This window comes from Ornithinimicrobium sp. (assembly GCF_051004135.1).
Taxonomy (GTDB): Bacteria; Actinomycetota; Actinomycetes; order Actinomycetales; family Dermatophilaceae; genus Ornithinicoccus.
This window is the reverse complement of record NZ_JBPCKQ010000114.1, coordinates 12,657-33,685: the sequence shown is the minus strand read 5'-3', so window position 1 is coordinate 33,685 and position 21,029 is coordinate 12,657. Positions and strand designations below refer to the sequence as shown.

Here is a 21,029-nt window from a genome sequence, read left to right as displayed (position 1 = left end):
CTGGGTGGACCGAGGCTCGGCCCCCGCCGTTGCCCGTGGCGCAGTGCCGATGGAGGTAGCAGATGGAGTGGTGGGCCTGGTTGATCGTGGTCCTGGTCGTCATCGGGATCCTGGTGCTGGTCGCTCTGGTGGTGCAGTCACGACGACGCCGCGGCGGGGTCATCATCGAGCAGCGTGGCAGCCGGCCACGCGGTGAGGGTGATTCCACTTGAGCCGGCTGATGCGGGCGAGCGAGACGACCGGGCGGCCAGTGGTCACGCTGGGCGGCGAGGACATCGCCCAGGTCAAGGACCTGGTGTTCTGGGCCGGCGGTGGCGAGGTCGGCGGCTTCACCCTGGCCGGCCGGGGCCTGTTCGCCGGGCCACTGCATACCGCGTTGCCCTGGTCCAACGTGCTGGCCCTCGGCAACGACGCCGTCATCGTGACCGACGACGAGGCGCTCACGCCCGTGGACACCGTGCTGCACGGATCCCACGGGGCGGGTGGCTCCGGTGGCGACGTGCTCGGATCCCAGGTGATCACCGACGAGGGGACCGAGCTGGGCACCGTGGTCGATGCGATCATCGAGGTCGACCGCGGCCGCACCGCGAGGTGCGACGTGATGGGCTATGAGATTCGCCCTGCACCGGCGCTGGGTCACCAGAGCGCCACCGTCCTGGTGCCGTTGCCGGACACCCTGTCCGCATCCGGGGAGTACCTCGTCGTGCCGGCCGGAGTCAGGGACTTCATCCGAGACGACCTGGCGGGCTTCGGCACCGCGGTCGAGGACTTCCGGGACCGGCTCGGGGGGCAGGAGCGATGAAGTTCTCCGAGGCCCAGGGCCGCACGGTGGTCAGCACCTCCACTGCCGAGACCGTGGGTCGGATCGACGGCTTCGTCGTGGAGCCCTCCGCCGGATCCGTGGTGGCCCTGGAGCTGGGCTCGGCCCGTTCCGGCGACACGCTCCCCTGGTCCTCGATCAAGTCGTTCGGGATCGACGCGGTCACGATCGAGTCCCCGGCCGCGGTCACCACGGCCGACGAGCAACTCGCCGCGCTGCGCGGCAAGGACCACTCCCTGATCGGCAAGCGGGTGCTGAGCACCGACGGCGACGAGTGCGGCCATGTCCTCGACGTGGACTTCGACCCCGGCACGGGGACCGTCGTGCGCCTGCTGCTCGGCGACGAGGGCCGCGATGTCGCCGGGGACCAGCTGGTCGGCGTGGGCTCGTATGCGGTCGTGGTCGAGCCCGAGTGAGCAGCTTCGTCTACGACGCCGTGCGCACCCCGTTCGGCCGTTACGGCAGGGGTCTGGCCGCCGTGCGGCCCGACGACCTGGCCGCGCACGTCCTGCGAGCCCTGCTGGACCGCATACCGGGCCTGGACCCGGCCCGGGTCGACGACGTCCTGCTGGGCAACGCCAACGGGGCCGGCGAGGACAACCGCAACGTCGCCCGTATGTCGTCGCTGCTGGCTGGACTGCCGACGTCCGTTCCGGGGGCCACGCTCAACCGGCTCTGCGGGTCCGGCATGGAGGCCGTGATCCAGGCCTCCAGGGCGATCGAGACCGGCGACGCGCAAGTCGTGATCGCCGGCGGGGTGGAGTCGATGAGCCGGGCACCGTGGGTGCTGCAGAAGCCCGATCGGCCCTACCCGGCCAGGCCCGAGACGCTGCACTCCACGACACTGGGGTGGCGGATGGTCAACCCGCGGATGCCGGCGCAGTGGACGATCCCACTCGGGGAGTCGGCCGAGAAGCTCGCCGACCTGCACGGCATACCGCGGGAGAGCCAGGACGCCTTCGCCGCACGCAGCCACCTCCTGGCCGACCGTGCCTGGACCCGGGGGGACTACGACGCCGAGGTGGTGCCCGTTCCGGGCACGCAGCTGACCCGCGACGAGGGCATCCGGCCCGCCAGCACGACCGCGTCCCTGGCGCGGCTGAAGCCCGTCTTCCGACCCGAGGGCGGCACCGTGACCGCCGGCAACTCCTCACCGCTCAACGACGGCGCGTCGGCGCTGCTCATCGCCTCCGAGGATGCGCGCCTGCGGGCTGAGCCCCTGGCGCGGATCATCTCGCGCGCAGTGGCGGGCAACGACCCCGACGTCTTCGGCGTCGCCCCCGTCGCGGCGGCCGACCGGGCGCTGGCCCGGGCCGGCAAGAGCTGGGCCGACGTCGACCTGGTCGAGCTCAACGAGGCGTTCGCCTCGCAAAGCCTGGCCTGCCTGCAGGGCTGGCCCGACCTGGACCCGGACAAGGTCAACGTGCACGGCGGCGCGATCGCGATCGGGCACCCGCTCGGGGCCTCCGGCGCTCGCATCGTCGGTCACCTCGCGCACGCCCTGCGGGCCCGGGGCGGTGGGGTCGGCGTGGCCGCCATCTGCATCGGTGTGGGTCAAGGACTGCCGCCCGTCCTCGAGGCCTAAGCTGCTACCCGCTCCGCTATCGGGTCCGCGGGGGCAGCCGGTGCAGCACGACCTCCTCGAGGCGGCCGTCGCGGATGGTCACCGTCTGGTACGTGCAGTGCGGCTGCCGGCGCCGATCCGTCGGGGAGCCCGGGTTGAGCAGCCGCAGACCCTCGTGCGTGCTGTCCCACGGGATGTGGCTGTGCCCGAAGACCAGCAGGTCCGGGTTCGGGGTATGCCGCGCGCATCCGGCTCTCGCGACGCCGGGCGTCTCCGGTTCCCGTGGCAGCCGAGCAAACGCGCGGTACGTCGCTGCAGCTCATCGAGCAGCTCGGGCACCACCCAGTCACCGGCGTGCAGGACGAGGTCGGCCCGCTCCACCTCTGCCCAGACCTGGTCGGGCAGCGCTCGCGCCCGGGTGGGCACGTGGGTGTCGGCGATCAGCAGCAGGTGAACGACACCGATTCTGCCGCACGGCCCGACGGCGCACGGGGCGAGCGGGCGGGAGATCAGCCGCGCCCGAGCCCCCGACTGAGTCGCATCGTGGCAGGTCAGGCACCCACGCGAGGTGATGTCAAACGCTCCCGCAAATATCTCATTTCGGTATCAAGTGTGCGTGCAGCCGTGATCGTCACAGGAAAGCGGTGTAACTTACTTCACACCCAAAGGGGTGACAGCCCTTCCACCGCGTCTCCAACAGCGAGGGAGCGATGAGCGACTTCTTTGTCTTCGTCCAAGAGAACTGGGCGGTGATCTCGGCCAACGGTTGGCAGCACATCTGGCTCGTGATCCAGTCCCTGTTCTTCGCCACCGTGGCCGGCGTCGTGTTGGCCGTCCTGGTCTACCGTTCGTCATCAGCCTCCGGCGCGGCCAACGCGCTCAGCGCCATCGGCTTGACCATCCCCTCTTTCGCCATGCTGGGCGTGCTCACCGGCGCCATCCCCGATGGCGTGCTCCTGTCGGTGCTCGCCTTGGTCTTCTACGGGATGCTGCCCATCCTGCGCAACGCCATCGTCGGGCTGCAGGGGGTCGACCAGACCCTGATCGAGTCGGCCAAGGGCATGGGGATGAACCGCTTCACCACCCTGCGCAAACTCGAGATCCCGATGGCCTGGCCGGTGATCATGACCGGCGTCCGGGTCTCCGGGCAGATGCTGATGGGCATCGCCGCGATCGCGGCCTACGTCCAGGGTCCGGGTCTGGGCAACTTCATCTTCTCCGGCATCTCCAGGACCGGTGGCGCCAACGCCATCGAGTCCGTCGTCCTCGGCACCGTCGCGATCATCCTGCTGGCCATCGTCCTCGACCTCGCGCTCACCATCTTCAAGCGGGTCACAACCTCAAGGGGCATCCGTGTCTGACACCACCATGACCGAGCAGAAGACCTCGACCGAGACACCGGGCAAGCATGCTCCGGACAGTGTGCACGGTGAGCAGATCGTGCTTCAGGACGTCACCAAGAAGTACGCCGGGACCGAACAGCCCGCGGTCGACAACGTCAACCTGACCATTCCGGCCGGTGAGATCGTGATGCTGGTCGGCCCTTCGGGCTGTGGCAAGACGACGACCATGAAGATGATCAACCGGCTGATCGAGCCCACCAGCGGCCGCATCCTGATCGGCGACGAGGACGTGACCGACAAGGACGCCGACGAGCTGCGCCGGCACATCGGATACGTGATCCAGGGCGCCGGGTTGTTCCCGCACTACACGGTCGGTGACAACATCGCCCTGATCCCCCGGTTGCTCAAGTGGGACAAGCAGCGTGTCGACGACCGGGTCGCCGAGCTGCTCGAGCTGGTCTCGCTGGACCCGAGCATCTACAAGGACCGCTACCCGCGTGAGCTGTCCGGCGGTCAGCAGCAGCGGGTCGGCGTGGCCCGAGCTCTCGCAGCCGACCCGCCGGTGCTGCTGATGGACGAGCCGTTCGGCGCCGTCGACCCGATCACCCGACAGCGGCTGCAGGACGAGCTGCTGCGCCTGCAGGTCGAGCTGCGCAAGACCATCGTCTTCGTCACGCACGACTTCGACGAGGCGGTCAAGCTCGGCGACCGCATAGCCATCCTCAACATCGGATCCGAGATCGTCCAGTACGACACTCCCGAGCAGATCCTGACCAACCCGGCAAGTGACTTCGTCCGCAGCTTCGTGGGTGCCGGCGCAGCCTTGAAGCAGCTGACCCTCACCCGGGTGCGCGACGTCGAGCTGCACGAGGCTGCCTGGATCAAGCCTGGGGACGACGCGGACGACGTGGTCACCAAGGCCCGCGACCTCGGTCGCAAGCACGTGCTTGCGCTCGACCACAAGGATCGGCCGCAGCGTTGGATCCCCGTGGACCAGGTCCAGAGCACGGACGTGGACAAGGTCGAGCGCGACCACGACGTCGAGGTGCTCAGCCTGACCTCCACCCTCAACGACGCCCTGGACCTGATGCTCACGGCGAGCCACGGCGTCGTCGTGGTCACCGGGGCCAAGAACAAGTACGAAGGGGTGCTGCGCGTCGAGACCATCATGCAGGCGATGGAGGAGATCCAAGCCGGCAAGATCCGGGCCTCGGAGGTCACCTTGGAGGACGTCGAGGAGGACACTCGATGAGCGCGCAGACCGACACCCGCCAGAAGGGCGGCGAGCACGAGCTCGACATGGAGGGCGACGTCGAGGCCCAGCAGCGCCCCGAGGAGAAGACGCCGCTGATCCAGTGGGTCGCCCAGCCCGCCCTGTGCCTGATCGCAGTCATCGGGTGCCTGATCTATGTGCGCACCGCCGAGCTGACCGAGTCCGAGCGGGTCCAGCTCAGCGCGGGACCGCTGACGACGCTGTTTCGCGAGCACATGACGGTCGCCCTCAGCGCCACGCTGATCGTGGTGCTGGTCGCCGTGCCCCTCGGGATCGCGCTGACCCGGGGACCGTTGCGCCGGTTCGCGGTGCCGATCATGACCGTGGCCGGCTTCGGCCAGGCCGCGCCGGCGATCGGTCTCATCGGCATCTCGGCGGCGATCTTCGGCCTCGGCGTGCAGGCCTCCATCATCGCCCTGGTCGTCTACGGCGTGCTGCCGATCGTGGCCAACACCGTCGCCGGGCTGCAGGGGGTCGACCCCAAGCTGGTGGAGGCCAGCAGGGGCATGGGCATGTCCAGCATGTCCACCCTGCTGAAGGTGGAGCTCCCGCTGGCCCTGCCGGTCATCGTCGCCGGCATCCGCATCGCGCTGGTGCTCATCGTGGGCACCACCACCCTGGTGGCGTTCATCGGTGGAGGCGGCCTGGGCGCCCCCATCACCACCGGCATCACCCTCGCCCAGACGTCCGTCCTGGTCGTAGGGGCCATCCTGGTCGCGGCACTCGCCCTGTTCGTCGACTGGCTCGCCCGACTGGTCGAGCTGGTCGCAGCACCGAAAGGACTCCGATGAATCCGCATACACACAGCACGTCCCCCACGAGCGGCCGACCGGGCCGCGCACTCACCGGACTGCTCGCCCTGTCTGCCGTGGCAGTGCTCGCGAGCGGCTGTGGACTGCGGTCGGCCAACGGAGCCGTGCTGCAGGCCGAGCCGGGCGCGATCCAGCACTACGAGTCGCTCGAGGGCGTCGAGATCACGGTCGCGGGCAAGAACTTCACCGAGCAGCTGATCCTGGGCAACCTGCTGGCCACGGTCCTCAGCACTGCCGGCGCCGACGTCACCAACCAGAGCAACACCCCGGGCAGCAACGGCGTCCGGGAGGGCCTGCTCAACGGCAACATCGACATCTCCTATGAATACACCGGCACCGGCTGGCTGAGCTACCTCGGCCACGAGAAGCCGATCCCCGGTGAGCAGGCCCAGTTCGAGGCGGTCCGTGACGAGGACCTGGAGAACGGACTGACCTGGCTGCCCCCGGCGCCGATGAACAACACCTACGCCTTCGCCATCCGGGAGGACAAGGCCAAGGAGCTCGGCATCACCAAGCTGTCCGAGCTGGCGAGCCTGCCCAAGGAGGAGGTGACGTTCTGCGTCGAGAGCGAGTTCGCCAGCCGCAACGACGGCTTCCCCAACATGCTGAAGACCTACGACCTGACCGACGCCGACATTGGCGAGGTGACCACCCTGGACACCGGTGTGATCTATCAGGCCACGGCCGACGGGGACTGCAACTTCGGTGAGGTGTTCACGACCGACGGGCGCATCCTGGCCCTTGACCTGCGGGTGCTCGAGGACGACAAGGACTACTTCCCGCTCTACAACGTCACCCCGGTCGTGCAGACCGACCTGATCGAGGCGCACCCCGAGATCGCAGAGATCTTCGGCAAGATCAACCCCAAGATCACCAACGAGGCCATGCTGGAGCTCAACGCCAAGGTCGACGTCGACGGGATGGACTCGGCCGTCGTGGCCAAGGAGTGGCTGGTCTCGGAGGGCCTGCTCAACGAGTGAGCCTCACGTGCCGCGCAGCCGGACCAGCCGGGTCCGCAGCTGCGGCACCCGTCCCTCGTTGCCGTGCAGCTCGAGATACCGCTCGGCGAAGACGGCCAGCAGCGCGTCGTCCAGCCGGCGCACTGCACCCGGTGGGTAGCGATAGCCCATCCGCTCGCTGATGGCGGCGCTGTCGACGGAGCCGAGCAGGCGACCCAGCTCGTCGAGCGAGGTGATGCCGAGCTCCAGCAGCAGCCCCGAGACCCAGGCGTAGTGCTCGGTGCGGGACCAGCCGGCGTCGGCGAAGCGACCGGACAGGAACGACGCAAGGTCCTGGGCGCTGATCCGCGGGTCGGCGTCGGCCTCCGGGCGCTGCCCGGTCATGCTGGCCTGGAGCCGGTCCCGGATGGTGGAGAACTCCCGGTCGGCCAGCTCCAACAGCCCGGCCGCCAGGGTGAACCGGCGGTCCAGGTCGGGAGCCTGCTCGGCCGGGATCGTCCCCTTGTAGCGGATGTCGTGCTCGAACTCGGCCCAGGCGTGCTGCAGCACGGTACGCACCTGCACCGATGCGGTGTGCTCGCGCAGGTCGGCGTGCTCTCCCGCCTCCTGCCGGGCGGGGTCAAGGGAGACAAGGACGTGCCGGCTGGCGTAGCCGAACCTCCCCTCCTGCGCGGTCTCCTGTCCCATGTCGCGGTCGTCGAGCACGCGCAGCTGGTCGGCCAGCAGGTCGGCGACCGCCGCGACGTCGCTGTGCACGTAGGTGATCACGCGCACCCCGATCTGGTCGGTGATCTCGCGCATCGGGTCGGCGAAGGCGAGCCTCCCGTCCACCCTCCGGTTGGCCTTGCCGGCAAACGAGGCCACGCTCTTGGTCCGCCCGGTCACGCTCAGGTAGTTGATGCCCGCCTCGTCCAGCAGCGTCGTCACCAGCTCGACGTATGCCGTCGTGGCGGCGATGACCGCCGGGTGGAGGGCGGCGTAGGCCTGCACGGCCGAGTGCACCAGGTCGGGCCCGACATCCCCCGTGCCCGGGGCCGGTGCCGCCGTGACCGGGGGCTGCTTCGGCGCCCGAGGGTCCGGCCGTTGGTCCTCGGGCAGGGTGGGGGTCACGATGTAGCCGGTGGCGAAGTCCCCGTAGGTCGTGACGCGCGCCGGGTGCTGGTCGGCATACCGGGCGAGGTAGGCGCACAGCACGGCGTCCACCGGGTCCTCGACCTTGCGCAGGTCGCTCTTGCGCTGCGCGGTCTCGACGCGCCGGCGCAGCTCGCACCAGTCGGGGTGGTCGCGCACCTGCAGGGGGGTCGGCGCATCCGCGAGCCCCTCGATCCGGCGCATCAGCTCCAGCAGCGCCTCGCGCAGCGCGGCAAGCGTGCGCCCCGGCTTCTGCTTGTACTTCAGCGTCCGGCCCAGCCCGAACAGCGCCACGGTCGCCGGGTGGGGATAGACCTCGATCGCCCGGCGCTCCCGACCGGACCGCGGATCCATGTCCAGGTGCATCGCCCGGGCCAGCCGCGCCCCGCGGGGGACCCCGGCGAACTCGGGCTTGCCGGTGTTGGCCGGGTGCGCTCCGGCGTCGAACCGGGCGAAGTCCCGGTTGAGCGCCGCCTCCCCCGGGCGGGTGCCGGTCGGGTTGACCACGATCAGCGGGGCGTCGATCGCGACCAGGCACGGACCCTGCGTGTAGGTCGTCAGGGCGCCGGTGATCGTCTCGTCCGTGGTCTGCGCGGACACGTGCAGCAAGCGGCCGTCGGGGTCCACGACCGCCACCCCGGTCGGTCGCTTCTCACCCCAGGCCAGGTCGACGCCGACGTAGTGCATGGGGACACTCTGCCTCAGCCGGGCGTGTTCGTGGTCGTGTTGGTCGCCCCTGTCACTCATGATGGGGTGGAAGATCGGCATACCCCCTGGGTCGAAGCCGTCCGAACCGCTGTCGATGGGATGACACATGCTGGGCAGGACTCGTGCACGCCGCATCGCCGCACGCTGGGACCGGTGGTCGGCGACATCGATCGCCACCACCTTGAGCGTCGTGCTCCTGCTGACCGCGACGGGATGCAGTACCGACTCGAACGACCCCGACCAGGCGGGTGGCTCGGCGCGCGACCAGGACTCCGGCGGCGACCAGGACTCCGGCGGCGACGAGGACTCCGACGCGCCGGCACCGCTGGTCCCCGAGCTCAACGACGCAGGCCCGCCGGTGGCCGTGGTGGACGCCGTCGAGCCTGGGGCGGTGTCCGTGGGCGTGAGCCGGCAGCTGTTCCGGACGTCGCCGGTCGTCGTCGTCGCGCAGGCGGGCGACCAGGCGGGAGTGCGCGACGGAGCCGAGCAGGCCGCGGGGCTCGGGGTGCCCTTGCTGCTGCTCGACGCAGCTCCGGCCGCCGCCGGGGACGGCGCGAGCGCCACGTCAGCGCCGAGTGACGACGCCTCCAGCACGGCGCCTCCCGACGGGGCGGCCAGCACGGCCTCGGCGACGGTCGACGCGACGGCTCAGCGAGCAGAGATCGCCCGGCTGGGCGCCGAGAGCGTGCTGGCGATGGGACCGCAGACCGGAAGCGCGCTGGGTGAGCTGGCCGACGTCGAGGTCGTGACCGCGGCTGACGACCTGCCGGAGGTCTCCCCTGCCCCCGCTGCCGCCGGTCTCGCGGTGCTCCTACGCAGGGGCACTCCCGCCCCCGCCGTGGCGTCCGCGACCGCCTCGGCACAGGCCGTCGGCGCCGAGATCATCCAGGTCGCGACGCAGGACCTGCGCGCCGACCCCGCTGCGATCGAGGCCCTGTCCGGCAAGCCCCCGGCCCGGGTGCTTGCCGTCGGACCGGGCTTCGCCCCGGTGGACCGGCTCAGCGGACGGCTGGAGGTCGCCGCCACGGGCACGCTGTTGCCCGAAGGGGGCCAGGTTCTGTTCCCGGGCCGTCGGCTGGTGGCGCTCTACGGCCATCCCGGGACCCCGGGGCTGGGGGTCCTCGGGGAGCAGGATCTGGAGGCCAGCATCGAGCGAGCGCAGGAGATCGCCTCGGACTACGACTCGCTCAGCTCCGAGCCCGTGGTGCCGGCGTTCGAGATCATCGCGACGGTCGCCCAGGCCTCCGCCGGCGCGGACGGTGACTACTCCTTCGAGGAGAGCGTCGAGGAGCTGCGCCCCTGGGTGGAGCGGGCCGGCGAGGAAGGCGTCTACGTCGTCCTGGACCTGCAGCCCGGCCGGGCCAACTTCCTGGACCAGGCCAAGATCTACGAGGACCTGCTGCGGATGCCGCACGTGGGCCTGGCGCTGGACCCGGAGTGGCGGCTGACCTCCACCCAGCGCCCGCTGGGCCAGATCGGCAGGGTCGAAGCCGAGGAGGTCAACTCGGTCATCGACTGGCTGGCCGACCTCACCGCGCAGGAGAAGCTGCCGCAGAAGCTGCTCGTGCTGCACCAGTTCCGGCTCTCGATGCTGCAGGACACCGACGAGATCGAGCTGGGCCGGGACCAGGTGCAGGTCCTGATCCACATGGACGGGCAGGGCGCGCCGCACCTCAAGGACGACACCTGGCAGGCGGTCACCGGGGCCGCTCCCGCCGGGGTGCCCTTCGGGTGGAAGAACTTCTACGACGAGGACGCACCCATGCTGACGCCGGAGCAGACGATGACCAGGGAGCCGACGCCCCTGATGATCTCCTACCAGTAAGGGTCGCCCTCAACCAAGAACCATGCCGTAGGCCCGCTCGGCCTCGATCGTGAGGACCAGCCGCTGCTCCAAGACCTGGACCTCGCGGAACTTCGCCCAGTGGTCGTGCTCGCCGGCCAGGTGCCGGTAGAGCGCGACCAGGTCGTCGGCCGCCGCGTCGTGCGGGTCGCGGGCGGCGGCACCGACCCGTGCGGTGCCCTCGAGCACCGTGTAGCTCCAGAAGTCGTCACTGTTGACGTGCAGCCCTACCCGGGGGTCGCGGACCGCGTTGCGGGTCTTGGCCCGGTCGGCCGTCACCGAGACCCGTGCCTGCCCGGTGGACGGGTCGAAGTGGTAGAGCACGTTGGACGTCTGCGGGCGGCCGTCTCGCTTGAGCGTGATCAGCACACCCTTGCGGCGCTCGGCCAAGAAGTCGAGGTACTTGCCGGGGATCTGCGCTGCACTCATGAGGGTGCAACACCGTGCCGGCTCCCCCGCTTCCGGACGGCCGCCAAACCGACCGGCAGCTACTCGACCGGGTCGATGAACGCTGCGGTGTCGTAGTAGGTCGCGAACCGGCTGACCGCGTCGCCCTCGAAGGTGAGCAGCGATACTCCCGCGTAGTCGATGTCCCGCCCCGCCGCGAGCTGCCCGGTGGAGTGCCACTCCAGCACTGCTTCATCCCCTTGCTCCACGATCCGGTCGAAGGTCGTCTCGATCTGCTCGAACTCCGCCAGGTACTGCTGCCAGAAGGTGGACGCGTCTGCGGAGACGCCCGGGCCGTGCTTGCGCTCCGGTCGCCTGAGCTCGGCACCGTCGGCAAACTGGGCGAGCAGGTCCTCCTGGTCACCTGACTCCAGGGATTGGAGGGCGTCGGCGAAGCGTTGGCTACGGTCGGTGCCGGACACAGGACTCCTTGGATGGATCATCGAGATATTTCGATAATCACACTATCTCGGCAAGGATGGTCCTGCAGCCGCAGCGACGATCAGCGCGCTGATGATGTCTCGGTGTTGCGCTCGCGCGCGGTGCGCCCACTCAGCGCCACACCCACTATTGCGAGGAGCGCCCCGAAGCCTTCGGCAACCGCGCTGACGGCCTTCTCGGCATACCATATCGGCTCGTACATCGACGGGATCGGACCGATCGAGGGCACCTCGACATACCGGTAGAGCAGCACCGCGAAGAACGCCGACAGCAGCACGAGTGCTGCGACTGCGTAGGCGAGCCGGCTCGGCCGGACCAGCAGGTAGATCCCGATCAGGATGGCAGCCACCGCCTGGACGCGGAACAGGTTGCCACCGCCGATGCCGCCGGGCGCGGCCAGCTGGTAGTTGGACGCCAGCCGCAGGTGGACCACGGCGTCGATGGTCAGCGCGGCCGCCACGGCCAACCGCACCGGGAGCTCGAGCGCCCTCATCCGATGACCAGCGTGCTCGTCATGTTGGGGTGCGGCGTGCAGTGGAAGGGGAACTCCCCGGCCTCGTCGGGCACGGTGAAGGTGACCTCCTCACCCGGACCGACGGGGACGTCGAAGATGCCCTCCTCGTCGGAGGTGACGGTGTGTCCGACGCCGTCCTGGTTGACCACGGTGATCTCAGCCCCTGGGGCAATGGTCTCGGGCACCTCGAAGGTGAAGTCGACGATCGTGATGACCATCTCCGCCGCCGCGGCCTCGGTGTCATCGGTGGCCGTCTCGGAGGACTCCGACTCGGACTCGGACTCGGACTCGGCGGCCTCGGGCGACTCGGACTCGGCGGCCTCGGGCGACTCGGACTCGCTGGCTGACTCTGACGCGCTGGCCGATGGCTCGGACTCGGCAGAGGTCGCGGCAGGCTCGGCAGGCTCCGCGGCGGAATCCTCCTGCGCCTCGCCCCCGCAGCCGGCGACGAGGAGCACGGCGGCCAGGACAGCAGCCGGACCGCGCATGCGCAGAGCGGGTGTCGACCGAGCGAAGCGGGAGCGATGGGTCAGGTTCATGCCTAGTAGTACGTCGGCACGGCCCATCGGGATTGCAGGAGGCTCACAGGTCGGCCGAGGACCACACCGCGCCGGACTCGCCGATCAGCTGCACGCCCTGCACGCCCGGGTCGGGCGAGGGCACCACCCAGCTGTTCGCTCGCTGCGGGTCCAGCTCCCACTCACCGACGTCCCGGGTGCTCCCGTCGCTCAGCACGAGGCGGCACAGATAGCGGTTGCCCGCCGGTCCGTCACTGACCTCGACCACGAGCACCGGCGTGCCCCGATCCAGGCTGCGGGAGACGCTGCCCACGTCGACACCGGCGGGGGTGGTGAGCGCGGCGGCTCCGGTCGCGACGACCACCTGGTCGCTCCGGGGCGGCTCGTCCCCGGTGAGCCTGAGGGTGAGCCCGACGCCGGCCAACAGCCCGATCACCGCCGCGGCAACAGCCGGTAGCGCGGCCCGCCACCGCAGCCTCCTGCGGCCGGGCGAGGACGACCCCGTATACAGAGCGCCGAGGACCCTGTCCTCGAAGCCGGCGGGCGGGGCGAGCCGGGGCACAGCAGCCAGGGTCTGCTCGATCGCCGTGGCCAGCTCGTCGTAGTCCTTGCGGCACGGGGGGCAGGCGGCCAGGTGCACGGTGAGCTCGTCCCGGTCCGGCCCAGTGACCTCGCCCAGGGCCAGCTGCAGGATCCGGTCCTCCTCAGGATGCGACTGGGGCTCAGTCATGCTCGACCTCCACGGCCTGCCGCATCCGGCGCAGGCCGGCGCGGATCCGGGTCTTGGCGGTCCCCAGCGGAATCCCCTCGCGCTCTCCCACCTGCGCCGCGGTGCATCCACCGAGCACAGCCAGCACCACCGCGCGGGCCTGTTCGGGGGCGATCGTGTGCAGCCGACGGACCGCGTGCTCGGTCTCCAGGCGGTGCAGGGCGTGCTCCTCCAGATCGGGCGACCGCATCGTCTCGCTGAGCAGGTGGCCCAGCAGCTCGTCATCAGTCGGCGTGCTCCGCCGGGCGCGCACGGCGTCGATGGCCGTGTTGCGGGTGATCACCAGCAGCCAGGTCAGCACCGAGGCGCGGCGGACGTCATAGCAGCCGGCCGCCCGCCAGGCCCGCACGAACACCTCCTGGCTGACGTCCTCGGCCATACCGGAGTCCCGCGTGATGGCCACCGCCATACCGTAGACGGCACCCTGGAACCGTCGCACGAATGCCGCAGAGACGTCCGGGTCGTCGAGTCCCAGCCCAGCCAGCAGGGCGGCGTCCTGCGCCCGGTCAGCTCGCGACACGACAACCATGTCCATCAGTACGGTTCAGGGTCGGCGTTGGATTGTGCGACCCGGATCGAGCACCCCGACTGCTACGGCACGTCATAGGCCTTCGGTGGGGTGACCGATCGTCGTCGAGAGGGACCAGCCATGTCTGTGACCTCAGCCGGGCCAACGCAGTCACTGCTGTCCCCTCCCTCCGAGGCCGTGGTCCGCGCCACGGCCGGTGTCGTCGCCGAGCACGCAGAACAGGCCACCGGGGAGCAGAGCAAGGCCCTGGCCGCCTCCGTGCTCGCCTACGCCGTCCAGCTGATCGACCCCGCGTCGTCCGGCGCCTCGACGCGGCACACGACATCATCTCCTTGGTGCTGGAGCCGGCTTCCTCCGGCACCCGGTTGCAGATCGACGACTTCACGACCTACACATGGTACGAGGACGTCGAGGGCGCGCTGGAGCACGCACGGGAGGGGTGGATGGACCTCGGCCAGGTGCCGCTGCCCGAGGGAGTGCAGGCCAACACCAGCGGACCGCTGCCCTTCATGCGCCTGGTGCGCTCCAGCCTGCTGCAGCGCGGCGTCCCGGCCGACCGGATCCGCTACGAGGTCTTCGGCCCCGACCTGTGGGCGGACCAACCGCCGGCCTGACCGATCAGCCAGGCGAGGGCATACCGAGCGCGCGCAGCTGCAGCTGCAGGGCGAGCCGGACCTCCGGGTCGGCGAGGGCCAGCTCGACCAGCTCGGCCATCCGCTGCATCCGGTAGCGCACGGTGTTGGGGTGGACGTGGAGGGCCCGGGCGTCCATACCCGGCTCGCCCGGGTGGTCCAGCCAGGCGGCCAGCGTCTGCAGGTATGCCGTGCCGGTGCGCTCGTCGTGCTCGCGCAACCCGGCCAGCGGCCCCAGCACCGGCTGCGCACCCAGTCCGTGCACCGCGCAGGGCAGTGTCGACGACTTCGACGCGGTGGTGCTCGCCACCGGCGCCTGGTTGGGGCGGCTGGCCCGGCCGTTCGGCCTCCGGCGACTGGTGCAGGCGGGCCGCGGCTACAGCTTCACCGTCAACGTGGATCGAGTGCCCAGCGGACCGGTCTACCTGCCCGCGGCACGGGTCGCCTGCACACCACTCGGGGACGGCCTGCGCGTGGCCGGGATGATGGAGTTCGCCCGCCCCGAGGCCGGTCTGGACTCCCGGCGGATCGCGGCTGACGCCGACGCGGCTCGCCCGCTGCTCGCGGGTGCCGACCTGGACTCGCGACGCGAGGAGTGGGTCGGCTCCCGCCCGGTCACCACGGACGGCCTGCCGCTGATCGGCGCCACCCGCTCGCCGCGGGTGTTCGCTGCGGGCGGTCACGGCATATGGGGCATCACCCTGGGGCCCGCGACCGGGCGACTGCTGGCCGAGGCGATGACCACCGGGCAGTCGCCCAGCGCCCTGCGTCCCTTCGACCCGCTGCGCTGATCCGAGCGCTCCACTCGACCGGCTCGGTGTGCAGCCGTCACACCGCGACCGCAGACTGGACCTATGCGGATCGGCAATACAGAGGTGCGGGTGCTGGGCAGAGCACCCGGATGCCTGATGATGATCCTGGTCTCGCTCATGCTGTCCATCGCGCTGACCGTGCTGCTCAACGTCGTGCTGCGCTGAGCGCCGCGAGGCAGCGGTCCTTCCCAGCCGGGTGATCAAATGCCTCGTCGTGCGGCGGTTGAGGCGTCACCGGGCGTCGGCGCTCAGGCGGCGGGACCTCGCTCGCGGACCCCCGCGACGTGGGCCATCGCCTCGCGCAGCTCGGACAGCCACTCGTCCTCGTGCTGCTCCACCAGGCGCACGCACCACGCCAGGGCCTCGGAGCGCGATCGGGCGACGCCGGACTCGATCAAGGTGTCCAGCACCCTGCGCTGCGGCCGCCTCAGCCGGGTCATCACCGGGGCGGCGAGGTGGGTGAACAGCGCGCGGTGCTCGCCCAGGACGACGCCCCAGGAGATCTTGCGGCCGAACCGCCGCTCCGCCTCCCGGGCGATCGTCATCCTGGCGTCCCGGGTCTCCTCCCGGAAGGCGGTGGCGCGGCCGGCTCGGGTGGCTCGGCCTCGGCGTCACCGGTGCCGTCGGCGAGCTCGATGTCGGGCAGGACGAGGACGACGGTGATCTCGTCGCGATCGATGGCGATGTTCTGGTCGCGTCTAGCGTGTTCGTATGGAGTTGATCAGGCGGGATCCGAGCAGGCGGGATGGCCGGAGTCGTGCGCACGACGTTCACCAACCCGGTGTTCAAGTTCGGCGCGATCGCCCTGGTCGTGGCCGCGATCACCATCGGCACGGCAGCTTTCGAGGGTGGCAACCTGATCGGCGTCTCGCTGGCCCTCGACGCCGTCTTCGGGGCAGCACCGCGGTGTGGGCCGCCATCGTGGCCGTGCTGGCAGCCGGGCTGCTGGCCACCGGCAGCTATCGCGTCGTCGAGCGGGTGCTGGTCTGGCTGGTGGTCTCCATGGGGATCGTCTTCCTGGTGACCGCCGCCATGGTCACGCCCGACCTGGGCGATCTGTTCGCCGGGTTCATCCCCCGCGCCCCGTCCGGGTCCGTCCTGACGATCATGGCGCTCATCGGTACGACCGTAGTGCCATACAACCTGTTTTTGCACGCCCGCTCGGTGCAGGACAAGTGGTCCGAGGACGTGCCCACCGATCAGGCGGTCAAGGAGGCCAGGCTGGACACACGCCTGTCGATCGGCCTCGGCGGCCTGGCCATCCTGGCCATCCTGACCACGGCAGCAGCCGCGCTGTTCGGGACCGGCCGGGGGTCGAGAGCGCCGCCGACATGGCGACCCAGCTCGAGCCGCTGCTCGGCCCGGCGGCCAAGTACTTCTTCGCCTTCGGACTCCTGGCGGCGGGCGTCACCAGCTCGATCACCGCGCCGCTGGCCGCCGCCTACGCGACCGCCGGCGCCTTCGGCTGGCGCCGCGACCTCTCCGACCCCAAGTTCAAGGCCATCTGGGGTGTCATCGTGCTCGTCGGGGTGACCTTCGCGATCATCGGCTCCAGCCCCACCGAGCTGATCGTCTTCGCGCAGGCCGCCAACGGGCTGATCCTGCCGATCATCGCGGTCTTCCTGCTGGTCGTGATGAACCGCAGCGTCCTGCTGGGCAAGCACGTCAACAGCACCGGCGCCAACGTCGTCGGCGGTCTGGTCGCCCTGGTCGCGATCGGTCTCGGAGTCCGCTCGCTGCTGATCGCCTTCGGCATTATCTGACCCCGGTGCCGGGTCACCGGTCCCGAGGACGGCTGCTCAGGGGTAGTCCGAGCGAGGCGGCGGCACTCCCAACGTGTCCAGTGCGAGTGCCAGCGCATGACGAAGGGCCGCGATCTCGCGGTCGGACTCCTCCCCCTCGCCGCGCTCGGCAGCCTCGGCAGCTCGCTCGGCGGCCTGTTGCACCGCACGCATCCCCTGCTCGACGTCGGGCGGGCGCCCGCGGGCAGAACTCTGCGACGTGCTGTCGGTCATGACCTCACCTCCGTGCTGGTCCGAGGAATCTCGAGTATGACGTCACGGCAGGAGCCGCTCCACCGCAACGGCTTCCGGCGACCGCTCCGGGGCCGGCATGCTGCATGACAGGCTGGACGCATGACACAGCGCGAGCAGCCCTGGGCGGACGAGGCCAGGATGAGCGGTCGGGTGGTGCTGTTGACCCGCAACCCGATCTCACAGGCCATCACCTCGATCGCGCGGACGACCGGCCGCCAGGTGGTGCTCATCGAGGCCGATGTGGACGGTCGCGGACTCACCGAGATCACGGACCTGCCCCTTGGCGCCGGGGATGCCGTCGTGATCTGTGATCACGACGCTCCCGACGCCCTGCCGGTCCTGCGGTTCGCGCTCGCCTCCAAGGCGGCCTACGTGGCGATGCTGGCCAGTCGAGGACGCGCCGAGGGACTGCTGGCGCAATTGGCGGCGCAGGCCGTCCCCGGTCTGGCCAAACTGCACGTCCCGGCCGGGCTCAACACAGGTGGCAGTGCGCCGGGCGAGATCGCGCTGTCGGTCGTCGCCGAAATCGTGGCCGACGGCCACGGCCGGGACGGCAGACCGTTGCGCGTCGACCGGTGACGCCCGCCTGACGCCGAGCCTCGCCCCCTCGCCCCGGAGCCGATAGCGTCGGTATCCCACCGGTGACAAGGAGGCCATCGTGCCGCACGACGTCGAGCTGATCGCGTATGCCGACCGCCTGGGCGGTGACCTCCGCACGCTGCAGCAGGTGCTGGACGGTCCGCTGGAGGGTCTGTTCAACGGCGTGCACCTGCTGCCGTTCTTCCGCCCCTACGACGGGGCCGACGCGGGCTTCGACCCGCAGGACCATACCGAGGTCGACGAGAGACTCGGCTCTTGGGACGACGTGGCGGCCATCGGAGAAACCCACGACGTCATGGTCGATGTCATCGTCAACCACGTCTCCTCCTCGTCCGTGCAGTTCCAGGACTGGCTGGACAAGGGCGAGGACTCGGCATACGCCGGCATGTTCTTGACCTATGACGGCGCGTTCCCGGACGGCGCGACCGAGGAGCAGCTGATGCTGCTCTACCGCCCCCGTCCCGGCCTGCCGTTCACCCCCTACACGCGCGAGAACGGCACCAAGCGGCTGATCTGGACGACCTTCACCGGCGAGCAGATCGACCTCGACGTGCGCCAGCAGGTGACCCGCGACTACCTGCTGCGGGTGGTCGAGGCGCTGGCGCAGGCGAAGGTCAGCCGGGTGCGGCTCGACGCGGTCGGGTATGCGGTGAAGACACCGGGGCTGACCTCGTTCATGACCCCCGAGACGTTCGACTTCATCGACGAGATCAGCGCCTGGTGTCACGAGCGGGAGCTGACCGTGCTGGTCGAGGTGCACTCCTACTACCAGCGGCAGGTCGAGATCGCGGCGCAGGTCGACTACGTCTACGACTTCGCGCTCCCGCCGCTGATCCTGCACGCGCTGCACGAGGCCGACGCCGACCCGCTGCTGGCCTGGCTGGACGTGCGCCCCACCAACTCCATCACGGTGCTGGACACCCACGACGGCATCGGGGTGATCGACGTCGGCGCCGACGGCAACGACCCGTCCCGGGAGGGGCTGCTCACCCCGGAGCAGATCGACGCGCTGGTCGACTCGATCCACGAGGCCAGCGGCGGCACCTCCAAGGACGCCACCGGCGCCGCGGCCTCCAACGTCGACCTCTACCAGGTCAACTGCACCTTCTACGACGCCCTGGGAGCCGACGACGACCGCTATCTGCTGGCGCGTGCCCTGCAGTTCTGGACCCCGGGCATCCCGCAGGTCTACTACGTCGGGCTGCTCGCCGGCCGCAACGACACCGACGAGCTGGAGCGGACCGGGATCGGCCGCGACGTCAACCGAGCGCACTACACCCGCGAGGAGGTGCAGGAGTCCGTGCAGCGTCCGGTGGTGCGGGCCTTGTTCGGTCTGATCCGGCTGCGCGGCTCGCACGCGGCGTTCGACGGCGAGCTGGAGACCGAGGGGGGCAAGGACACGTTGACGATGACGTGGCGGCAGGGCGACGCCGTGGCCGAGCTGCGGGCCGACCTGGCGGCTGGGTCGGGCACCGTGCGGTGGAGCGACGACCAGGGCAGTATGCAGGAGGCGAGCCTGAGCGAGCTGGGTGCTCACAGCTGAGGTTCGCCTCAGTCGGTCGAGCGACCCCGCGCCGCGCGGTAGCGGCGGATCAGCGCGTTGGTGGAGGCGTCGTGGTCGAGTTCCGGCGCCTCGTCGGCAGTGAGCTCGGGCTCGATCACCTTGGCGAGCACTTTGCCGAGCTCGACGCCCCACTGGTCGAAGCTGTTGATGCCCCAGATCACGCCCTGCACGAAGACCTTGTGCTCATAGAGCGCGACCAGCATCCCGAGGGTGTGCGGGGTCAGCCGGTCGACCAGCAGCGTCGAGGTGGGGCTGTTGCCCTGGAAGGTCTTGTGCGCCACCAGCGAGCCGGTGGCCCCGTCCGCCTCGACCTCCTCGGCCGTCTTGCCGCCGGCGAGGGCCTCGGTCTGCGCGAACAGGTTGGCCGTCAGCAGGTCGTGGTGGTCACCCAGAGACCCCTCGCCGGGGTGGAACGGCTGCACCACCCCGATGAAGTCGGCCGGCACGAGCTTGGTGCCCTGGTGGATGAGCTGGTAGAAGGCGTGCTGGCCGTTGGTGCCGGGCTCCCCCCAGACGATCGGGCCGGTCTGCACGCCGACCGGTGAGCCGTCCAGGGTGACCGACTTGCCGTTGCTCTCCATGTCCAGCTGCTGCAGGTATGCGGGGAAGCGCTTCAGGTACTGGCTGTAGGGCAGCACCGCGTGGGTCTCGGCACCGAAGAAGTTGCCGTACCAGACACCCAGCACCCCCATCAGCACCGGCAGGTTGGACTCCAGTGGCGCGGTGCGGAAGTGCTCGTCCATCTCCCGGAAGCCGGCCAGCATGTCCTCATAGCTGTCCGGGCCGATGGCCACCATCAGGGACAGCCCGATCGCCGAGGTGAAGGAGTAGCGCCCGCCGACCCAGTCCCAGAAGCCGTACATGTTGTCGGTGTCGATGCCGAAGTCGGCGACCTTGTCGTCCGCGGTGGAGACCGCGACGAAGTGCTTGGCCACCGCCTCGTCGCCGAGGGCGGCCACCAGCCACTCCCGGGCCGTCGTCGCGTTGGTCAGCGTCTCGATGGTCGTGAAGGTCTTGGAGGCGATGATGAACAGCGTGGTGGCCGGGTCCAGGTCGCGGGTGGCCTCGACGACGTCGGTGGCGTCGACGTTGGAGACGAAGCGGAAGTCCAGGTCGCGGTCGCTGTGGTCGCGCAGCGCCTGGTAGGCCATGGCCGGGCCGAGGTCGGAGCCGCCGATGCCGATGTTGACCACGGTAGTGATCGGCTGGCCGGTGTGCCCGGTCCACTCCCCACTGCGGACCTGGTCGGCGAAGGTCCGCATCCGGTCCAGCACCTCGCGGACGTCGGGCACGACGTTGTCGCCGTCGACCTCGATCGTCGCGTCGGGCGCGGCCCGCAATGCGGTATGCAGCACGGCCCGGTCCTCGGTCGTGTTGATGTGCTCGCCGGTGAACATGGCCTCGGTCCGCTCGCGTAGCCCGCGGGCCGCGGCGAGCTCGACCAGCAGACGCAGGGTCTCGTCGGTGACCCGGTGCTTGGAGTAGTCCAGGAAGAGCTCGCCCACCTCGGCGGTCATCCGCTCCCCCCGGCCAGGATCCTCGGCGAACAGGTCACGCAGGTGCACCCCCTTGACCCGCTCGTGGTGCTCGGTCAGCGCATGCCACTCGGGGAGATCAGTCAGAGCCATGGGTCCACTCTGCCGCAACCGGGGTCGCTCGCGCACTCCCGGACGATGGCGCGGTCGGTGCGCCCGCTACTACGATCGGTCACACC

General features: G+C 70.2%; 26 protein-coding genes and 3 pseudogenes. 16 read left to right on the top strand and 13 right to left on the bottom strand.

Features of this window, described 5'->3' with window-relative positions; genetic code table 11:
* The first annotated feature begins 62 nt into the window (after positions 1 to 62).
* Genes ACR2FV_RS07105 through ACR2FV_RS07090 form a run of 4 tightly spaced genes read left to right on the top strand, consistent with a single transcriptional unit; the run spans position 63 to position 2,405 of the window.
* Positions 63 to 212 (top strand): hypothetical protein, encoded by a 150-nt coding sequence (locus ACR2FV_RS07105; protein ID WP_434014990.1) that lies wholly within the window; start codon positions 63 to 65, stop codon positions 210 to 212.
* A complete protein-coding gene (locus ACR2FV_RS07100; RefSeq protein ID WP_434014989.1) occupies positions 209 to 802 on the top strand; it encodes a PRC-barrel domain-containing protein in 594 nt (197 codons plus the stop codon). The genes ACR2FV_RS07105 and ACR2FV_RS07100 overlap by 4 nt, the downstream gene beginning before the upstream one ends.
* Positions 799 to 1,236 carry a PRC-barrel domain-containing protein gene (locus ACR2FV_RS07095; RefSeq protein WP_434014988.1) on the top strand — a complete coding sequence of 146 codons (438 nt, stop codon included), beginning with the start codon at positions 799 to 801 and terminating at the stop codon, positions 1,234 to 1,236. Before ACR2FV_RS07100 ends, ACR2FV_RS07095 begins: the two co-directional genes overlap by 4 nt.
* Positions 1,233 to 2,405, top strand: a complete 1,173-nt coding sequence (locus ACR2FV_RS07090; RefSeq protein WP_434014987.1) for a thiolase family protein — start codon at positions 1,233 to 1,235, stop codon at positions 2,403 to 2,405. The genes ACR2FV_RS07095 and ACR2FV_RS07090 overlap by 4 nt, the downstream gene beginning before the upstream one ends.
* A 16-nt stretch (positions 2,406 to 2,421) precedes the next feature.
* Here ACR2FV_RS07090 and ACR2FV_RS07085 read toward each other — a convergent pair.
* Positions 2,422 to 2,825 (bottom strand): annotated as a pseudogene (locus ACR2FV_RS07085) (metallophosphoesterase family protein).
* A gap of 269 nt (positions 2,826 to 3,094) precedes the next feature.
* On the opposite strand from ACR2FV_RS07085, the gene ACR2FV_RS07080 reads away from it, so the two are divergent.
* From ACR2FV_RS07080 to ACR2FV_RS07065, 4 genes are read left to right on the top strand one after another with little or no spacing between them, the layout of a single operon-like run.
* Entirely contained in the window at positions 3,095 to 3,745 is a 651-nt protein-coding gene (locus ACR2FV_RS07080) for an ABC transporter permease (protein WP_434014986.1), read from the top strand.
* On the top strand, positions 3,738 to 4,979 hold the full coding sequence (locus tag ACR2FV_RS07075; RefSeq protein WP_434014985.1) for a betaine/proline/choline family ABC transporter ATP-binding protein: 1,242 nt from the start codon (positions 3,738 to 3,740) through the stop codon (positions 4,977 to 4,979). Before ACR2FV_RS07080 ends, ACR2FV_RS07075 begins: the two co-directional genes overlap by 8 nt.
* Positions 4,976 to 5,791: an ABC transporter permease gene (locus tag ACR2FV_RS07070; protein ID WP_434014984.1), complete on the top strand. Its 816-nt coding sequence runs from the start codon at positions 4,976 to 4,978 to the stop codon at positions 5,789 to 5,791. The genes ACR2FV_RS07075 and ACR2FV_RS07070 overlap by 4 nt, the downstream gene beginning before the upstream one ends.
* Entirely contained in the window at positions 5,788 to 6,792 is a 1,005-nt protein-coding gene (locus ACR2FV_RS07065) for a glycine betaine ABC transporter substrate-binding protein (RefSeq protein WP_434014983.1), read from the top strand. Before ACR2FV_RS07070 ends, ACR2FV_RS07065 begins: the two co-directional genes overlap by 4 nt.
* A 3-nt stretch (positions 6,793 to 6,795) precedes the next feature.
* Here ACR2FV_RS07065 and ACR2FV_RS07060 read toward each other — a convergent pair whose 3' ends face one another.
* The gene (locus tag ACR2FV_RS07060; RefSeq protein ID WP_434014982.1) at positions 6,796 to 8,787 is read right to left on the bottom strand and encodes a DUF429 domain-containing protein; all 1,992 of its coding nucleotides are present in this window, start codon (positions 8,785 to 8,787) and stop codon (positions 6,796 to 6,798) included.
* A 4-nt stretch (positions 8,788 to 8,791) separates the two neighbouring features.
* Here ACR2FV_RS07060 and ACR2FV_RS07055 point away from each other — a divergent pair, with 4 nt between their 5' ends.
* Positions 8,792 to 10,435 carry a hypothetical protein gene (locus tag ACR2FV_RS07055; protein ID WP_434014981.1) on the top strand — a complete coding sequence of 548 codons (1,644 nt, stop codon included), beginning with the start codon at positions 8,792 to 8,794 and terminating at the stop codon, positions 10,433 to 10,435.
* A gap of 9 nt (positions 10,436 to 10,444) precedes the next feature.
* Here the strand turns inward: ACR2FV_RS07055 and ACR2FV_RS07050 are convergent, their stop codons facing one another.
* The 7 genes from ACR2FV_RS07050 to ACR2FV_RS07020 form a co-directional block, all read right to left on the bottom strand.
* Complete coding sequence (locus ACR2FV_RS07050; RefSeq protein ID WP_434014980.1) at positions 10,445 to 10,882, bottom strand: PPOX class F420-dependent oxidoreductase; 438 nt, start codon at positions 10,880 to 10,882, stop codon at positions 10,445 to 10,447.
* A gap of 59 nt (positions 10,883 to 10,941) precedes the next feature.
* Positions 10,942 to 11,322 (bottom strand): nuclear transport factor 2 family protein, encoded by a 381-nt coding sequence (locus ACR2FV_RS07045; RefSeq protein ID WP_434014979.1) that lies wholly within the window; start codon positions 11,320 to 11,322, stop codon positions 10,942 to 10,944.
* Between the two features lie 80 nt (positions 11,323 to 11,402).
* Complete coding sequence (locus tag ACR2FV_RS07040) at positions 11,403 to 11,834, bottom strand: hypothetical protein (RefSeq protein WP_434014978.1); 432 nt, start codon at positions 11,832 to 11,834, stop codon at positions 11,403 to 11,405.
* Positions 11,831 to 12,343, bottom strand: a complete 513-nt coding sequence (locus tag ACR2FV_RS07035; protein ID WP_434014977.1) for a cupredoxin domain-containing protein — start codon at positions 12,341 to 12,343, stop codon at positions 11,831 to 11,833. The genes ACR2FV_RS07040 and ACR2FV_RS07035 overlap by 4 nt, the downstream gene beginning before the upstream one ends.
* A 94-nt stretch (positions 12,344 to 12,437) precedes the next feature.
* Positions 12,438 to 13,103, bottom strand: coding sequence for an anti-sigma factor family protein (locus ACR2FV_RS07030; RefSeq protein WP_434014976.1), 666 nt, complete (start codon positions 13,101 to 13,103; stop codon positions 12,438 to 12,440).
* A complete protein-coding gene (locus tag ACR2FV_RS07025) occupies positions 13,096 to 13,662 on the bottom strand; it encodes an RNA polymerase sigma factor (protein ID WP_434014975.1) in 567 nt (188 codons plus the stop codon). Before ACR2FV_RS07025 ends, ACR2FV_RS07030 begins: the two co-directional genes overlap by 8 nt.
* A gap of 159 nt (positions 13,663 to 13,821) precedes the next feature.
* On the bottom strand, positions 13,822 to 13,989 hold the full coding sequence (locus tag ACR2FV_RS07020) for a hypothetical protein (protein WP_434014974.1): 168 nt from the start codon (positions 13,987 to 13,989) through the stop codon (positions 13,822 to 13,824).
* 17 nt (positions 13,990 to 14,006) lie between these two features.
* On the opposite strand from ACR2FV_RS07020, the gene ACR2FV_RS07015 reads away from it, so the two are divergent.
* Positions 14,007 to 14,285, top strand: a complete 279-nt coding sequence (locus tag ACR2FV_RS07015; RefSeq protein WP_434014973.1) for a hypothetical protein — start codon at positions 14,007 to 14,009, stop codon at positions 14,283 to 14,285.
* Between the two features lie 4 nt (positions 14,286 to 14,289).
* On the opposite strand, the gene ACR2FV_RS07010 is transcribed toward ACR2FV_RS07015, so the two are convergent.
* Positions 14,290 to 14,544, bottom strand: a complete 255-nt coding sequence (locus ACR2FV_RS07010) for a helix-turn-helix domain-containing protein (protein WP_434014972.1) — start codon at positions 14,542 to 14,544, stop codon at positions 14,290 to 14,292.
* A gap of 46 nt (positions 14,545 to 14,590) precedes the next feature.
* Here ACR2FV_RS07010 and ACR2FV_RS07005 point away from each other — a divergent pair.
* Positions 14,591 to 15,094, top strand: a pseudogene (locus ACR2FV_RS07005) (NAD(P)/FAD-dependent oxidoreductase); the annotation flags it as partial.
* 63 nt (positions 15,095 to 15,157) lie between these two features.
* Entirely contained in the window at positions 15,158 to 15,280 is a 123-nt protein-coding gene (locus ACR2FV_RS07000; RefSeq protein ID WP_434014971.1) for a hypothetical protein, read from the top strand.
* Between the two features lie 83 nt (positions 15,281 to 15,363).
* Here ACR2FV_RS07000 and ACR2FV_RS06995 read toward each other — a convergent pair whose 3' ends face one another.
* Positions 15,364 to 15,660, bottom strand: a complete 297-nt coding sequence (locus ACR2FV_RS06995) for a hypothetical protein (RefSeq protein ID WP_434014970.1) — start codon at positions 15,658 to 15,660, stop codon at positions 15,364 to 15,366.
* Positions 15,661 to 15,860: 200 nt separating this feature from the next.
* On the opposite strand from ACR2FV_RS06995, the gene ACR2FV_RS06990 reads away from it, so the two are divergent.
* Both ACR2FV_RS06990 and ACR2FV_RS06985 read left to right on the top strand, forming a co-directional pair.
* Positions 15,861 to 16,139, top strand: a complete 279-nt coding sequence (locus tag ACR2FV_RS06990; protein WP_434015027.1) for a hypothetical protein — start codon at positions 15,861 to 15,863, stop codon at positions 16,137 to 16,139.
* Positions 16,022 to 16,878 (top strand): annotated as a pseudogene (locus ACR2FV_RS06985) (Nramp family divalent metal transporter). Before ACR2FV_RS06990 ends, ACR2FV_RS06985 begins: the two are co-directional and overlap by 118 nt.
* A 36-nt stretch (positions 16,879 to 16,914) precedes the next feature.
* Here the strand turns inward: ACR2FV_RS06985 and ACR2FV_RS06980 are convergent.
* Positions 16,915 to 17,130 (bottom strand): hypothetical protein, encoded by a 216-nt coding sequence (locus tag ACR2FV_RS06980; protein WP_434014969.1) that lies wholly within the window; start codon positions 17,128 to 17,130, stop codon positions 16,915 to 16,917.
* Positions 17,131 to 17,250: 120 nt separating this feature from the next.
* Between ACR2FV_RS06980 and ACR2FV_RS06975 the strand changes: the two genes are divergently transcribed.
* Together ACR2FV_RS06975 and gtfA are read left to right on the top strand one after the other, a co-directional pair.
* On the top strand, positions 17,251 to 17,730 hold the full coding sequence (locus ACR2FV_RS06975) for an XdhC family protein (RefSeq protein WP_434014968.1): 480 nt from the start codon (positions 17,251 to 17,253) through the stop codon (positions 17,728 to 17,730).
* Between the two features lie 79 nt (positions 17,731 to 17,809).
* A complete protein-coding gene (gene gtfA / locus ACR2FV_RS06970) occupies positions 17,810 to 19,294 on the top strand; it encodes a sucrose phosphorylase (RefSeq protein WP_434014967.1) in 1,485 nt (494 codons plus the stop codon).
* 8 nt (positions 19,295 to 19,302) lie between these two features.
* Here gtfA and pgi read toward each other — a convergent pair whose 3' ends face one another.
* On the bottom strand, positions 19,303 to 20,943 hold the full coding sequence (gene pgi, locus ACR2FV_RS06965) for a glucose-6-phosphate isomerase (protein WP_434014966.1): 1,641 nt from the start codon (positions 20,941 to 20,943) through the stop codon (positions 19,303 to 19,305).
* Positions 20,944 to 21,029: the final 86 nt, after the last annotated feature.

Bases quoted from the DNA above. Each gene is read 5' to 3' on its own strand.
- ACR2FV_RS07105 (WP_434014990.1), top strand. From the start codon at position 63: ATGGAGTGGTGGGCCTGGTTGATCGTGGTCCTGGTCGTCATCGGGATC.
- ACR2FV_RS07095 (WP_434014988.1), top strand. From the start codon at position 799: ATGAAGTTCTCCGAGGCCCAGGGCCGCACGGTGGTCAGCACCTCCACT.
- ACR2FV_RS07080 (WP_434014986.1), top strand. From the start codon at position 3,095: ATGAGCGACTTCTTTGTCTTCGTCCAAGAGAACTGGGCGGTGATCTCG.
- ACR2FV_RS07070 (WP_434014984.1), top strand. From the start codon at position 4,976: ATGAGCGCGCAGACCGACACCCGCCAGAAGGGCGGCGAGCACGAGCTC.
- ACR2FV_RS07065 (WP_434014983.1), top strand. From the start codon at position 5,788: ATGAATCCGCATACACACAGCACGTCCCCCACGAGCGGCCGACCGGGC.
- ACR2FV_RS07050 (WP_434014980.1), bottom strand. From the start codon at position 10,882: ATGAGTGCAGCGCAGATCCCCGGCAAGTACCTCGACTTCTTGGCCGAG.
- ACR2FV_RS07040 (WP_434014978.1), bottom strand. From the start codon at position 11,834: ATGAGGGCGCTCGAGCTCCCGGTGCGGTTGGCCGTGGCGGCCGCGCTG.
- ACR2FV_RS07035 (WP_434014977.1), bottom strand. From the start codon at position 12,343: ATGCGCGGTCCGGCTGCTGTCCTGGCCGCCGTGCTCCTCGTCGCCGGC.
- ACR2FV_RS07030 (WP_434014976.1), bottom strand. From the start codon at position 13,103: ATGACTGAGCCCCAGTCGCATCCTGAGGAGGACCGGATCCTGCAGCTG.
- ACR2FV_RS07000 (WP_434014971.1), top strand. From the start codon at position 15,158: ATGCGGATCGGCAATACAGAGGTGCGGGTGCTGGGCAGAGCACCCGGA.
- ACR2FV_RS06995 (WP_434014970.1), bottom strand. From the start codon at position 15,660: ATGACGATCGCCCGGGAGGCGGAGCGGCGGTTCGGCCGCAAGATCTCC.
- ACR2FV_RS06990 (WP_434015027.1), top strand. From the start codon at position 15,861: ATGGCCGGAGTCGTGCGCACGACGTTCACCAACCCGGTGTTCAAGTTC.
- ACR2FV_RS06980 (WP_434014969.1), bottom strand. From the start codon at position 17,130: ATGACCGACAGCACGTCGCAGAGTTCTGCCCGCGGGCGCCCGCCCGAC.
- ACR2FV_RS06975 (WP_434014968.1), top strand. From the start codon at position 17,251: ATGACACAGCGCGAGCAGCCCTGGGCGGACGAGGCCAGGATGAGCGGT.
- pgi (WP_434014966.1), bottom strand. From the start codon at position 20,943: ATGGCTCTGACTGATCTCCCCGAGTGGCATGCGCTGACCGAGCACCAC.